The following is a 13,009-nucleotide window of genomic DNA, read 5'->3' as shown; positions in this document are numbered from 1 at the left end:
GGCCGCGATCGTGGACTCGCAATCGGTGCGGGCGGCGGCGAACATCCCCCGCCCGCCATCCGGGTGGGACGGCGGGAAGAAGGCGGGCGGCCGCAAGCGGCACGTCGTGGTGGACTGCCTCGGCCTGGTCCTGGCCGTGCTCGTGACCGCGGCAAGCGTGCAGGACCGCGACGCCGCCGCCCAGCTGCTGGAGCGGCTGCGCAAGACGTGCTTCTCCATCCGCCTGGTGCGGGCGGACGGCGGCTATACCGGGCGCCTGGCGACTGGGCGGCCGAGAAACTCCGGCTCACCCTTCAGATCGTCAAACGCACCGACGACACGACGGGGTTCGTGGTGCTTCCGCGCAGGTGGGTGGTGGAAAGAACGCTGAGCTGGCTGATGTGCTCGCGCGGCCTGGTGCGCGACTACGAGACGCTGCCCGCCATGCACGAGGCCATGGTGCTGTGGTCGATGACCATGCTCATGAGCGGCCGCCTGGCCGGACGCCGCCGTGCCCTCGGCCCGCCACGGCACCGGCGACCCTGTCACCGCGCCCGGCGCCGACTCCGCGACTGCAAAAGGCGGCTCGGCCAGTACCTCGACCACCGTTGCACGGGCGTCTGCCAGCCGCTGAAGCGCGCGTTCCGCGTCGCCGAGCGCGGCCTGCACCCGCTCGGCCTCCTCCCGCAACCGCACGATCTCTTCCCGGACCCACTCCTCCCGAGCCTCCAGCAAACCAGCCACCGATGGCACCAGCCACCTCCACGAGCGAGACGAGCGAACGAACCACGCCCATCTCTCCCGCCGCCGACCGGAGTTCATGCCCACCCACCCCGAACTAGTCTTCTAGGGCCTGTCCGATGGGTCATGGCCGGCTGCCGTCCGCACATGCTGGCGGAACTGCTCCGGCGTCACGATCCCCGGCGATGGGTACCCGGACGGGTAAAACACGCCCTGGCAGGTGTAGCAGAAGCGCGCCTCGGCGGTGAGTGCGGCCGCACGGGCCGCTCCGTCCTGAGCCCGCCGTGCGTCCCGGGTCTCGCCACGGACGATGGCGATCGTGGCCACCACGATGAGCACCGCGACGACGACGCCAACGGCCGTGAGCCACGGCAGGTCCCGTTCGTCGGCAAAATACTTCCCGGCGAGGCCGGCCACCAAGGCGAGCACGATGCCCTCGACGACGTGTATGCAGCCGTTACCGGTGTCCTTCGGTGCCGACGCGAGCTTGATCGTCAGGTCCTCGCGCCGTTCCCCTCTGTCTGTACGTGCCTCGCCCACTGGCACGTTCTCCCGCGTCTGGCATCCGGGACACGCCACCGGGCCGTTCGCCTCTCCGTTCCTCATGCCCCCATGATCGCGCTTCACGAAGTGTCCACATCAACTGGGGTGGCCGTTGGACGGCTGCCTAGGACCCTGTCGGGAGCTCCCGCTGTTGCACCCGTGTACGAGGCCAGGGGCCGGATGAGCGCGTTGTGGTCGAGCTGCTCGGTGATGTGGGCGGTCCAGCCGGTGATGCGGCTCATCACGAAGAGCGGGGTGAGGGAGGGAGTGTCGAAGCCCATGAGGTGGTACGCGAAGCCCGCCGGGTGGTCGAGGTTCGGTTCGATGCCCTTGCGGGAGGCCATCGCCTCGCGCAACGCCGTATGCAGGGCGGCGAGCCGCTTGGCCTCGGGGTCGGCGGCCTGCGCGACGAGCCGGTCCGTGGCCTCCTGCATGATCGCCACGCGGAAGTCCCCATGCTTGTAGACACAGTGGCCGAAGCCCACGGTCTTGCACTTGGCGGCGAGGGCCTCGTCCAGCCAATGTCCGGCCCGGCCGGGGTCGCCGATCTCCTGGAGCATGTGCATCACGGCTTCGTTGGCACCACCGTGCAGAGGTCCCTTCAGCGCGCCGATCGCCGCCGTCACCCCGCTGTAGAGGTCGGAGAGAGTGGAGGCGACCACCCGGGCGGTGAACGTCGAGGCGTTGTGTTCGGCGTAGGGGATCAGCGAGGCCTCGAAGCAGCGCACCACCTCGGGGGCAGGAACGTCGCCGAAGCACATGTGGAAGAAGTTCTCGGCGTAGCCGAGGGACGGGTTGATGGGGATGTTTGAATCTGGCTCTGTCCGCAGTTCCGTGAGGCTTGACCTCTCGCAGCGAAGGTTGAGTGGCTTTTGGGGTCTGGCTGTCTGGGGAGACGGTCTCCCGGAGAGCGAGAGCCGCTTCGCCTGCCCCAGTACTGTGGCTTCGTATGACCGACTCCGAGATCGAGATCACCGCAGACCTGGTCCACGACCTGCTGCAGGAGCAGCATCCGGATCTTGCAGGGCTGGCCATCCGTGAGGTAGCGGGCGGATGGGACAACCAACAGTGGCGCCTTGGTGACAAGTTGGCCGTGCGCACGCCGCGTACAGAACGTGCCCCGGATCTCCAACGCAAGGAGTGCCGATGGCTGCCCGTCCTGGCCCCGCGCCTGCCGCTCCCGGTCCCGAGCCCTGTGCGGACCGGTGAACCGTCCGCACGCTTCCCGAGGCCCTGGACCATCATGACGTGGGTTCCTGGCGAGCCACTGGACCACACCTCGATCAGCCGCGGCGACCATGCCGCCGACACGCTGGCGGGCTTCCTCAGGGCGCTCCATGTGGAGGCACCCGCCGAGGCGCCGACCAGTTCGGACCGCGGCGCTCACCCCAAGAAGTGCACGGACGGCTTCGACCACTTCTTTCAAGCCGTTGCCCCCGGCGGCATTGCCGACGAGGTCCGGGCCGTCTGGGATGATGCCGTTGCGGCCCCCGAGTGGGAGGGCCCGCCGGTATGGGTGCACGGTGACCTTCATCCCGCGAACGTCGTCGTCTCGGACGGCACACTGTCGGGCGTGATCGACTTCGGTGACATGTTCGCCGGCGATCCGGCGTGGGACCTCGCGGCCGCATGGGTGGTCCTTCCCGCAGGCGCCGCCCCACGGTTCTTCGACGTGTACGCGCATGCGGACGAGGCGACGATCCGGCGCGCCCGCGGGCTGGCTGCTCTGAAAAGCTTGTTCCTCATGCTTATGGGCCAGAACGGAGATCGGGGTCTTCCTGGCGGCAAGCCGACATGGGGACCCGCAGGCCAGGCGGCGCTCGATCGTGTTCTGAGAGGCGATTTCATGTAGACACGGAGCGACGAGCCTCAGAAGCCCACCCGACCCCCATCCGTTCGGTCTCGCGCGACTCGGTGCTCAATCTTCGGTGAGAAGGCTCAACCTTCGCTGCGACAGGTCAAAGCTCATGGCTGGGTGAGGATCCGGGTCCGGAGGAGTTCGAACGAGGCTCGGCCGGACATGGCTCGCTTGAGCGTTTTAATCCGGTTTACGTGTCCTTCGACGACCCCGGAACTCCAGGGCAGGGCCAGCCCAGCGGTAGCGGCGTCGAGGTCTTGGCGGAGGAAGCCGGCGAAGCCCTTCATAGGCTTCGGAGTATCCTGCTCGGCCTGCCGGATCCACTCCTGCAACAGGTATCCGCGTTGGTGACGGACCAGATCGGCGAACGCCCGAGCGAGATCGCAGGCCCGGGTGATGTCCGGACAGGCAAGCCGGACCTGAAGCAACCGCTCGTCCTGGCTCTCGGTGAGAGTCTCACGGGGCCACATGATCCACGAGGTGATCTTGCGAGGGCTCGGGATGTCGGCCCGAACCGGTTCGGCGGTGCCCGCGCGGAGGGCGGCGAGGTGTTTGCGGACGACCTGGCGGCTGCCGCGGTAGCCGCGGGCCTGGATCTCCAGGAACAGTCGGGTGCCGCTGACCTGGCCTTGGGCTTCGGCGAAGCGGCCATTGAGATACGCCTTGAACGGCTCCAGGATGCCGTTGGGGCAGCGGTCGCGGGTGGAGGCCAGCAGCTCGTCGAGGTCGGTGTCGCGGAAGCGGCGCACGGTCTTGCGGTCAAGGTTCAAACGGCGGGCAATGGCGCTGACGGTCCAGTGTTTCTCCAGCAGGCGGTGATGTCTTCGTAGCGGTGGCGGGTGCGTTCGATGATCTGGGCGCGGGGCAGTTCCGCGGGCGGTAACAGCATCGGGGGCGGCTCCGGCACCTCGGTCACCGTCTCCTCCTCGGCACGTTTGCGCAGGCAGTCGCGGTGCTGGTGACAGGTCTTCTCCACCGCGGCGGACAGGTTCTGCAACAGGTGCCAGCGATCAGCGAGTTCCAGGGCGTCCGGGGCGGCTTCCTTGACCGCCTTGGTGTAGGCGGTGGCCCGGTCCCGACAGATGATCTCGGCTCCGGGATGGCCCTTGAGCCAGGCCGCGAACGTTTCGGAGGTGCGATCGGGCAGCACGTCCACGACCCGGCCGGCCTCGACGTCGACCAGCACGGTGCCGTAGGTGCAGCCCTTGCGGAAGGCGAACTCATCCACCCCCAGCACCCGCGGCGCACGGTCCGACACCGTCGGCGCCGTCAACAGCCTGAGCAGCTGGGTCTTGCCCGCGGCCAGTCTCAGGCGGCGGCACAGCCGCGCGGCTGGACGTCCGCCGAGCTCGATCGCGATTGACCGCAGCCAGCCTGTCAGCCCGGTGCTGGAGCGGCGGTGCCGTTCGGACAGGCCCGGCACCTGCTCGACGAACGTCTTGCGGGAACAGCTCTTCCGGTCGCAGAAGTATTGGCGGACCCTTAGCCGGACCATGACCCGGCGCGAGCCCAACGGCCTTTCTTCCACGCTTCGTTGGTACGTGCTGTGTATGCGCCTCGCCTGTTTCCGACAGTCCGGGCACCGGGGCCCGGCCAAGCGGTGGACACCGCCTCCGCCACCAGGACGTCGGAGGAGTCTCTGACGCGCTCCACTCGCACATCGATCCCGGGAAACAGCACAGCCTCGAACGTCTTGCTCGCCATGGCAGGAAACACTCTGCCGAAACGACCCCTCGTTCCCCTCGCTGACCTGGGGATTCACGGAACTGCGGACAGAGCCTTGAATCTCCTCACCCTGTGCTGAGGATGACCTCGGAGTTGCTCACCTTGATTCCTCAGGCGTGTACGTGCTGATCCCAAACTGGAGGGCTGGCCCGGTGGTTGAGTGGCTGGGCGCGACGGCCTGGAACGGTGGTCCGGGGTGAGCGGGGTTTCTCGCGTGAGGCGTCAACGTGTGGTGTGGGAGGGGGCTCAGGGTTCGATGACGAGGCGTTCGATGAGGTCGTCGCGGAGTGTGAACTGGTAGCGCAGATCGATGGTGCCGCCGGGGAAGTTGCCTTCGAGGTGGTGGGTGGCGATGTAGCGGGTTGCGTCGGTCTGCTGGGTGCCGGTGAGGTGGATGGTGTAGGTGAATTCGGTGGCGGATCGGTCGAGCCATTCCCCGATCGCCTCGGTGCCCTGGTAGGTGTTGCCGTCGTCGATCACTGTGGCTTCGCGGGTGAACGCCGTGATTGCGGTGGCGGTGTCGTGGGCGCGGTGCGCTGTCAGGTAGCGGGTGATCACCTCGGGCAGGGTGTTCGGGGTGCTGGTTCGGGGCTGGTTGTCGTGCATGACGCTCCTTGGGTGGTGGCGGGTTCAGACGGTGGGGGTGGTGCCGCCGTCGATGACGTGTTCGGCGCCGACGATGGCCGAGGCGCGGTCGGAGACGAGGAAGGCGACGAGTTCGGCGACTTCCTCGGGCCGGTTGGGGCGGCCGAGCGGGATGCCGCCCAGGGAGTCCATGAGCCGGCCCAGCGCCGCTTGCTGGGTAATGTCTGCGTCGTGGGCGATCCGGGCGACGAGGTTGTCGGCGGCCGAGGTCTGCACGAAGCCGGGTGAGACGGTGTTGACGCGGACGCCGTGGGGGGCGACCTCGTTGGCCAGGCCCTTGCTGTAGGTGGTCAGGGCGGCTTTGGCGGCGGCGTAGGCCAGGGTTCCGTTCCACAGCGGCATGCGGCGCTGGATCGAGGTGACGTGCACGATCACGCCCTTGCCCGTGGCGATCATGTGCGGCAGGAGTGCGCGGTCCAGGCGGACGGCGGCCAGCAGGTTCGTGTTCAGCTCCCTGGCCCAGTCGTCCTCGCCGAGCGCTGCGAAGCCTCCAGCCGGCGACTCGGACCCGCCGAGGGTGTTGACCAGGATGTCGACGCCTCCCACGCGGGCGTCCGCCTCGGCGGCTACGTGGGCTGCGCCCTGGGCGGTGGACAGGTCGGCGGTGATGAACGCCTTCTCCTCGACGTCGTCGGGGCGGCTGCGGGCGGTGACCAGGACGATTGCGCCGGCCTGGGCGAGGCGTCGGGCGATGGCGGCTCCGGTGCCCTTGGTGCCGCCGGTGACCAGAGCGCGTCGGCCTTCGAGGGATTCGCTGAGGGATGTGGTCACGGTGTGCTCCGTTCCCGGGTGCGGGCGCAGAAGGCACCGCCCCCGTCTTTACTGCTAAAATAGAAGCTACTAACTTCGACTTTAGCAGTAACTGAGGGGATGGTCGCCGTGGCAAGCCGGATCAGGCTGGAGGACCGGGAGTGCCCGCTGTCCACGACGGTGGAACACGTCGGCGAGTGGTGGACACTGCTGATCCTCCACGACGCCTTTGACGGCTACACACGCTTCGACCAGTTCCAGGAGAGCCTGGGCATCTCCTCCAGCATGCTCACCACTCGGCTGAAAACCCTCATCGCGGACGGACTCCTGGAGCGCCGGCCCTACCAGACCAACCCCGTACGCCACGAGTACGTCCTCACCGAACTCGGGCACTCCCTGCGACCGGTGATCGTCGCCCTGGCCGCGTGGGGCAACTCCCGCCTCACACCGGCCGAACGCAGCATGATCCTCATCGACGCGCAAAGCGGCGAGGAAGTCGAGCCCGTCGTCGTCGACGCCAAGACCGGCCGCCGACTCGACGACAGCGCCACCTACGTCTTCACCGCAGGCCCCGCAGCCAGCGACGCCATGCGCCACCGCTACGCGATACGACCGGCCACCCCCGCGGAGGCGTAAGGCTGCCCCGGACAAGCACCGAACGACCTTGAGCAGGGCCGGGACGCACAGGTCGTACCTGATCGACCAGGCAACACCGGCTCGCCGGCAGCATCACGCATGCCAATCATCCCGAGCCGTTGAAAGCTAAGGGGTGTCCCGTAACTGTTGGTCACGGGTGAGATGATCTTGCCGTGGTGGTGTGATCACGGCGGCGGAGTCGTGCTGGATAGCCCCGTTCGCCGGGTTGAGCCCGCGCGCCTTCGGGGAACTGATGACTGTTCTGTGGCGCGAGGGTGCGGACGCGGTCTGTAACGGCCGGCCGTGGAGCCTCGTTGAGGGCCGGGCACTGCTAGGACGCGTATCGAGTCGTGATCAATGGGTGGTCTGGGTGAGGTCTTTGATCCAGATCATTGAGGCGCGAAGGTGGAGGCCGGCGAGGTAGCTGTCTGGGGTCTTGTCGTATCGGGTGGCGATGCCTCGCCAGGCCTTCAGCTTGTTGATCAGGCGCTCGACGGTGTTCCGCTCCTTGTAGACGTCGGCGTCGTGGCTGACGGGCCGGCCGCCCCCGGAGCCCTTCTTCTTCCGGTTGGCTGCCTGGTCCTTCTTTTCCGGGATCACAGCCTTGATACCGCGTCCGTGCAGGTGGGCCCGGTTGCCACGGGATGAGTAGGCCTTATCGGCGGCGACTGCGTCCGGCCGGGTGCGGGGGCGGCCGACGGGGCCGCGGACCCGTATCTTCCCCAGCACGGGGATGAACTGCGGGCTGTCCTCGGCCTGGCCCGCAGTCAGGACGAACGCCAGCGGGCGGCAATTGCGGTCGGCGGCAAGATGGACCTTGCTGGTCTGCCCGCCCCTGGAGCGTCCGAGGAGAGCGGCCTTCAGCCGCAGTTTTCGTCGACGCCGGATGCGTCGCCGCTCCTCTCGCTCGGAATCAGCTTCTGCGTCCCGCCCGTTTTGTTCTTCGAGGCCGCCCCTTTTGCTCTGGCCTTCTCCTCTTCAGCGGCAGCCTTCTCCAGGGCGGTGATGACGTCCTGGCCCAGGTGCATCCCGGCAGCGTCGTGGTGAGCGCGCGCGGTGGTGGAGTCGATGCTTACCAGGGACAAGTCCACCTCACCCTGCTTCGCGGCTTCCGCGATCAGGCCCTCCAGCAGGGCCTCGAAGACGCCGGCGTCACGCCACTGCCGGAAGCGGTTGTGGACGGTCGACCAGGCGCCGAATTCCTGTGGCATCTCCCGCCACTGTCCGCCAGTCTTGAACCGCCAGATCGCGCCCGCGAACTGCTGTCGCAGCCGCTCAGGGTATGGGCCGTACTCGCCGATCGGCAGGTACGGCTCGATGAACTCCCACTCCTCGTCGGCCAGTTGCATTCGCGTCACGCAAGAAGATCTACCGGTCCAGGCCCCGCCGCGACGGCGAATCCCGCAATTGATCACGACTCGATACGCGCCCTAGGCGTCCCGGTATTGGTCCCGGACCTCGGGGCGTTGCTGGAAGCCGGCTGACTTGTAGGTGGCGACGGCGCCGACATTGGAGCTCGGGGTGCTGACGATCGCGCTCGACGAGCCCAGCTCCTGGAGTGCGGCCGCCGCGGCGACGGCGATCGCCTCGCCGTAGCCGTGACGGCGATGTTCCCGGTGCACGCCCATCGGTTCGAGCAACCCGGGCCTACCCGGACCGGCCGACCACACCGTCACCGCCGCCACCGCGTTGCCCTGGTCGTCGTACGCGACCAGACACCGGGCGTCGGCGTACGGCAATCCGGCCGCCATCGCGTGCCAGCGCTCGCCCGTGAACCTCGACCCGTCGAACGCTGCCCGTTGTACGGCGGCAAACACGTGCGCCTGCTCCGGCCCGACCACCTCGATCCGCACGCCTGGGTCCTTCACCGGCTCCGTGAGGTCACGGCGCAGCGGTGTCCACGGCTCGGCGGCGTTCCAGCCGTCCTCGAACAGCAGACCTTGGACCAGTGCACCCATCGGCGCATCGATGTTCACCTTCCCCTCGGGCAGTACGCCGCGCTCCGGCTCGGTCACGTCCTCAATCAACTGCTGCGCCAGCTCCTCGTCCCGCTGAGCGACTGGCGCGATCGTCAGCCGCAACAGCCCGGGACCGTCCAGCAGCCCGACGGCGAGAATCTGTCCGTCCCGGCTCCACGTCCTGACCGCCGCGGCAGTCTCTTCCGCACCGAACCGCCAGAACCAGCCCAGGTCCCCCGGATGCAGTTGCATCGGCGCCCCGTCGTACTGCCAATCCCGCAGCACGCCCACAGCCTTGCTCAGCCCGTCGACTCCCGGCTTGCCCAACACAATCGCCATACCCCCGATCACACACCACCGGGCCAGGAGTTCGCACCCGGTTTCCAACTGGCCGACGCGGTGCGGGGTTTGAGGACTCGGGAAGGCAACCGATGATCGAAGAGACACGGCCCAGTAGCGATACCGGCCCATCTCATCGACGTCAACCTCAGCGCGCGATGAGAGCCGCATTCTTTCGCAGCTTCAAACCGTATCGACTGCGCGTAAACAGCACCGTTCTTGAACCGGAGAATCCCAAAATGCACGGACAGACCAACGTGGTTCAGGCGCCGTCGCCCCATGGTCAGCCGTCGCACACGCCTTCAAGCTTGCGATCCTGGCGGTGGCCCTACTCAATGTCGGCACGCTCGTGCACGTGGCCCAGTTCTTCTGGAACAACCCTCCCGGCTCGGACAGGGAACGTCACCTTCCGCCGAGAGATCAGCGGACGCGAGGATTTCGCGAATGGCCGGCCCGTGGGGCGGACGGGTGGTCCGGCGCGGCAGGGCACGGGTGGCCGACCCTCGGGCGGACGTGTGGGTCATCTGCCGATCAATCGTCTGTTGATCAGTCGTTGATCCTGCTCTGCTGTGATGACAACGAACGCTCGGGACATCCGGCGTGACGGTGCGACAAGGAGACGGGCGTGAGCCGAGCAGCCGCGGTCCGGGGCCCGGGAACGAGGGAAGCGACAGCATGACGGATACGCCGTTGCCACGTGGCGTCACGCTCATCGCTCCTGGTTCCGGTACCGGCAAGACGGCGGTGGCGGTCGGGATCACCCGCGCGCTTCGTCGCCGGAACATCGCGGTCGACCCGTTCAAGGCCACCAGCGTCGTGAAGACAACGGACCGGCCGGGCCCTCCGCTCAAGGTGTACGAGCACGGTGTCTTCCACAACTGTGGTGCGGCCGGAGTCCCGGTGCGGTGGTGGAACAACCCCGTGGTGGCCGTGACGGACGGGAACGGCCGCGGTCAGCTGTACGTGTGCGGAGAGCCGCTCGGCGAGGTGCCGGTCTTCGGCCAGGACAGTCTGGACCTGCGCACGTTCCCCCGTGACCTGCGCCTGAGGTGTCTGGACGCCGTGGGGCACGCCCTGGCCGTTCTGGCCGATCGCGGTTCCTTCGTCGTCATCGAGGGGTCCGGCGGTGCCGGGAACCAGCCGTCCCGGGCGGATCTGGCCAACGACGTCGTGCCCCTGCGGGCGGGACTGCCGGTGGTGCTCGTCGGCAACGTCAATCAGGAGGGGCACCTGGCGGCCCTGGCGGGCCTGCCGGGTGTGCTGGGCGAGCCCTACCGCCGGCTGATGATCGGGTACGTGCTGAACGGCGTCCGGGACGACGGCCGTCTCGCCGATGCCCGGGAGCGGCTGGCGCAGGCCATGCCGATACCAGAACTGGCGGCCGTGCCCAGCTACGCACCGCCCGACGGGTACGAGGACTCGCCGCAGGAGTGCGAGGTCGTCTACGAGAGGCGCGCCGACCACGTCGCGTCCTCCGGCCTCCTGGACGCAATCGCCTCCCCTGGCCTGGCGCCCCCGCTGGTGTCGGCCCTGGAAGAGTCCTGACACCGTTCTCCGTCCCGTACCCGTATCTCACATCCCGGAGGGTTCCCTTGCCCGACGCAGTGCTGCGCCACCGGGACGCAGCGGGACCAGCGACCGGACGACCTGTGCAGGTGACGTCATAACCGGCCAGACCTCAACAACGCGCGTCGCGCAGCTCGACGGCGGCCTGCCGCTGCTGCTGACCCCGACGGACGGCGGGCACACCGCCGGCATCGCGCTCTCGCTCGGCTTCGGCAGCCGCGACGACCCTGCGGGCATGAGTGGCGCCGCACACCTGCTGGGGCGCCTCATCATGTCGGTGCCGCTGGAGGGCGGCCCCTCGCTGGGCGAGCGCGTCGAGCAGTTCGGCGGGACGTGGGGAGCCGTGACCGGAGCGGAGTCGCTGACGGTCCACGCCCGGGTGCCGGCCGATGACGCTCCCGTGGTCGCCGGCTGGATGCTCGACGCGCTGACCCGGCCGGCGCTGTCGGACGCGGCGCTCGGCCGGGAGCAGCGGAACGTCACCCGGGAGCCGGCGGCGGCCGAGGCGGACCCCGCCGCCCCCCTGGCCGATGCCCTGCAGGCGGCGTTCCTCGCCGCCGTCTTCCCCGGCCATCCGCTGGGCGCGGCGGTGGACGGCACGCCGGGCGGTGCCGGGCGGATCGCCCTCGGCCCGCTGTTGCAGGTGCATCAGCGGGCGCTGGCGACGGTTCCGCTGGCCCTGGCGTGCGACGGCAACGTGAGGGAGGCGGCGCTGCGCAGCCGGATGTCCCCCCTGGCGATGGCCAGGGCGGGCGGCGTCCGGCCGCGGCGTTCCCCCCACGCCCCCGCCGGTCGTCCCGTCCCGCCGGATCCCGCCTGGCTGGACGGGCCCTGCCAGCTCCTCGCCGGCGCGCCGGCCCCGACCGCCACGGACCCGCGGCGTGACGCGTTCGTCCTCCTCGGCCATGTGCTCGGCGCGGGCCCGGCGTCCCAGATGCACCGGCGCCTTCGCGCCGAGCACGGCCTCGCGCCCGTGTTCCGGGCGTGGGCCCGCGCGTACAGCGATGCGGGTGTCTGGTGCTTCCTGGCCGGTACCGACGGCGCCGACGGCCCTGCGGTGGTCCGGACGCTCCGCGCGGAACTCGCCCGGCTGGCGCAGCACGGTCCCGCGCCGGCGGACTTGGACGCCGCGGTCCGCCAGGCGCGGACGGAGCTGCTCCGGACGGCGGAGAACGGCTACGCGGCCGTCGTGGCGAGCCACCACTGCGTCACGGGTGCCGTCTGGTCCCCGGAGGCGGAGCGGGCGCGGCTCGCCCGCGTCACGGCGGCGGACGTCGCCGGCGCCGCCGCGGCGGTGGCGGAGGGCCTCCGTGTCGTCGTGCGCCCGGACGGGCGGGCCCGCGATGAGTGAGCGCGCCCCGGGCCGTGACGACGGGGCAACCCTGCTGGTCACGCCGGACACCCGTCGTCACGACGGCGCCGGACCGACGGAACGCGGTTTCCTGCTGTTCAAGCCGGACACTCTCGAACGGCGCCTCCTGCAGGACTGCGTGGCGGACATCGCCCGGGCGGGCCTGCGGGTGCTGGAGCAGCACCCCCTGCGCCTGACGGAGGCCCAGATCGCGGCCGTGTGGTCCGGCATCGACCCCGGCCGCAGGCCGCTGACCGCGGGCCTCATGCGGCGCTACCTGTCCGCGGGGCCGAGCCGGCTGGTCCTGGTCGACGGGCCCGGGGCCACCGCCCGGCTGCTGGCCCTCAAATCGGCGATCCGCCGCCGGCACGGCGCCGTCTACTACGCCAACCTCGTCCACAGCCCGGACTCGGCCGAGGAGGCCCGCCGGGAGCTCGCGGCCCTCCTCGACGGCCGGTACGACCCGGACGCGCGCTTCCGTCCCACCACCGCGACCTGGCACGGCTGGAGCATGGAGACCGTCGAGGCGGCGCTCGACAGGTGGTGGGCGTCCGTCCCAGAACAGCGCGGCCGCCGGCCGACCCACTGGAGTCCGCCGCTGCCGGCCGCGAGCCATCGCGTCTGCATCTACGCCAAGCGCCACTGGGCGGTGGCGTTCGACGACATGGCGTGCTTCCTGGCCGAGACGGCGGGCGTCGGTGAGCCGGAATTCGCCGTGCGGGCCGGATTCGCGGCGCTGTACGACGGCGAGGGATTCGTTCTTCCGATGGCGTCGGCGAAGGCCGCGCACGACACGTGCCGGACGGTTCGCGCCTTCGGCCTGATCGCCCGCGGGCCCGGCGACAGCGGGCAGTCCGGCCATGGCACCGGAACCGACCGCCGGCCGGACCCGCGGGAGTAGGAGCGGGTGCGCGAGGT

12 protein-coding genes and 3 pseudogenes are annotated in these 13,009 nt (G+C 69.5%); 7 read left to right on the top strand and 8 right to left on the bottom strand.

Features of this window, described 5'->3' with window-relative positions; genetic code table 11:
* Window positions 1–10 precede the first annotated feature (10 nt).
* Window positions 11–370: a transposase gene (locus DY245_RS43675; RefSeq protein WP_244943647.1), complete on the top strand. Its 360-nt coding sequence runs from the start codon at window positions 11–13 to the stop codon at window positions 368–370.
* A gap of 455 nt (window positions 371–825) precedes the next feature.
* Here DY245_RS43675 and DY245_RS43665 read toward each other — a convergent pair whose 3' ends face one another.
* Entirely contained in the window at window positions 826–1,260 is a 435-nt protein-coding gene (locus tag DY245_RS43665) for a hypothetical protein (RefSeq protein WP_128512673.1), read from the bottom strand.
* Window positions 1,261–1,343: 83 nt separating this feature from the next.
* Window positions 1,344–2,069: pseudogene (locus tag DY245_RS43660) on the bottom strand (citrate/2-methylcitrate synthase); the annotation flags it as partial.
* A 143-nt stretch (window positions 2,070–2,212) separates the two neighbouring features.
* On the opposite strand from DY245_RS43660, the gene DY245_RS43655 reads away from it, so the two are divergent.
* A complete protein-coding gene (locus DY245_RS43655; RefSeq protein ID WP_128512672.1) occupies window positions 2,213–3,115 on the top strand; it encodes an aminoglycoside phosphotransferase family protein in 903 nt (300 codons plus the stop codon).
* Between the two features lie 113 nt (window positions 3,116–3,228).
* Here DY245_RS43655 and DY245_RS43650 read toward each other — a convergent pair whose 3' ends face one another.
* The 4 genes from DY245_RS43650 to DY245_RS43635 all read right to left on the bottom strand — a co-directional run bounded on the left by DY245_RS43650 (window position 3,229) and on the right by DY245_RS43635 (window position 6,262).
* Window positions 3,229–3,891: a transposase gene (locus DY245_RS43650; RefSeq protein ID WP_181924122.1), complete on the bottom strand. Its 663-nt coding sequence runs from the start codon at window positions 3,889–3,891 to the stop codon at window positions 3,229–3,231.
* Entirely contained in the window at window positions 3,888–4,883 is a 996-nt protein-coding gene (locus tag DY245_RS43645) for an ISL3 family transposase (RefSeq protein ID WP_280525063.1), read from the bottom strand. Before DY245_RS43645 ends, DY245_RS43650 begins: the two co-directional genes overlap by 4 nt.
* A 209-nt stretch (window positions 4,884–5,092) precedes the next feature.
* A complete protein-coding gene (locus tag DY245_RS43640; RefSeq protein ID WP_128512669.1) occupies window positions 5,093–5,452 on the bottom strand; it encodes a nuclear transport factor 2-like protein in 360 nt (119 codons plus the stop codon).
* A gap of 24 nt (window positions 5,453–5,476) precedes the next feature.
* Window positions 5,477–6,262: an SDR family oxidoreductase gene (locus tag DY245_RS43635; RefSeq protein ID WP_128512668.1), complete on the bottom strand. Its 786-nt coding sequence runs from the start codon at window positions 6,260–6,262 to the stop codon at window positions 5,477–5,479.
* A gap of 99 nt (window positions 6,263–6,361) precedes the next feature.
* On the opposite strand from DY245_RS43635, the gene DY245_RS43630 reads away from it, so the two are divergent.
* Together DY245_RS43630 and DY245_RS43625 are read left to right on the top strand one after the other, a co-directional pair.
* On the top strand, window positions 6,362–6,877 hold the full coding sequence (locus DY245_RS43630) for a winged helix-turn-helix transcriptional regulator (RefSeq protein ID WP_181924120.1): 516 nt from the start codon (window positions 6,362–6,364) through the stop codon (window positions 6,875–6,877).
* Window positions 6,878–7,058: 181 nt separating this feature from the next.
* A pseudogene (locus DY245_RS43625) lies at window positions 7,059–7,211 on the top strand (IS5/IS1182 family transposase); the annotation flags it as partial.
* Window positions 7,212–7,231: 20 nt separating this feature from the next.
* Here DY245_RS43625 and DY245_RS43620 read toward each other — a convergent pair.
* Both DY245_RS43620 and DY245_RS43615 read right to left on the bottom strand, forming a co-directional pair.
* Window positions 7,232–8,235: pseudogene (locus tag DY245_RS43620) on the bottom strand (IS5 family transposase).
* A 72-nt stretch (window positions 8,236–8,307) separates the two neighbouring features.
* A complete protein-coding gene (locus tag DY245_RS43615) occupies window positions 8,308–9,174 on the bottom strand; it encodes a GNAT family N-acetyltransferase (RefSeq protein WP_128512667.1) in 867 nt (288 codons plus the stop codon).
* A 675-nt stretch (window positions 9,175–9,849) separates the two neighbouring features.
* Between DY245_RS43615 and DY245_RS47395 the strand changes: the two genes are divergently transcribed.
* From DY245_RS47395 to DY245_RS43605, 3 genes are read left to right on the top strand one after another with little or no spacing between them, the layout of a single operon-like run.
* Complete coding sequence (locus tag DY245_RS47395; RefSeq protein ID WP_244943645.1) at window positions 9,850–10,719, top strand: P-loop NTPase family protein; 870 nt, start codon at window positions 9,850–9,852, stop codon at window positions 10,717–10,719.
* Window positions 10,676–12,091, top strand: a complete 1,416-nt coding sequence (locus tag DY245_RS43610; protein WP_244943653.1) for a M16 family metallopeptidase — start codon at window positions 10,676–10,678, stop codon at window positions 12,089–12,091. Before DY245_RS47395 ends, DY245_RS43610 begins: the two co-directional genes overlap by 44 nt.
* Window positions 12,084–12,992, top strand: coding sequence for a nucleoside-diphosphate kinase (locus DY245_RS43605; RefSeq protein ID WP_128512665.1), 909 nt, complete (start codon window positions 12,084–12,086; stop codon window positions 12,990–12,992). The genes DY245_RS43610 and DY245_RS43605 overlap by 8 nt, the downstream gene beginning before the upstream one ends.
* Window positions 12,993–13,009 lie beyond the last annotated feature (17 nt).

The sequence above is a fragment of the Streptomyces inhibens genome (assembly GCF_003389455.1).
GTDB classification, from domain to species: Bacteria; Actinomycetota; Actinomycetes; order Streptomycetales; family Streptomycetaceae; genus Streptomyces; species Streptomyces inhibens.
This window is presented reverse-complemented; position numbering and strand designations above follow the sequence as displayed.

What these genes read in the sequence shown, in the direction of transcription:
- DY245_RS43655 (WP_128512672.1), top strand. Translation starts at nt 2,213, where the DNA reads ATGACCGACTCCGAGATCGAGATCACCGCAGACCTGGTCCACGACCTG.
- DY245_RS43640 (WP_128512669.1), bottom strand. Translation starts at nt 5,452, where the DNA reads ATGCACGACAACCAGCCCCGAACCAGCACCCCGAACACCCTGCCCGAG.
- DY245_RS43630 (WP_181924120.1), top strand. Translation starts at nt 6,362, where the DNA reads ATGGTCGCCGTGGCAAGCCGGATCAGGCTGGAGGACCGGGAGTGCCCG.
- DY245_RS43615 (WP_128512667.1), bottom strand. Translation starts at nt 9,174, where the DNA reads ATGGCGATTGTGTTGGGCAAGCCGGGAGTCGACGGGCTGAGCAAGGCT.
- DY245_RS47395 (WP_244943645.1), top strand. Translation starts at nt 9,850, where the DNA reads ATGACGGATACGCCGTTGCCACGTGGCGTCACGCTCATCGCTCCTGGT.
- DY245_RS43605 (WP_128512665.1), top strand. Translation starts at nt 12,084, where the DNA reads ATGAGTGAGCGCGCCCCGGGCCGTGACGACGGGGCAACCCTGCTGGTC.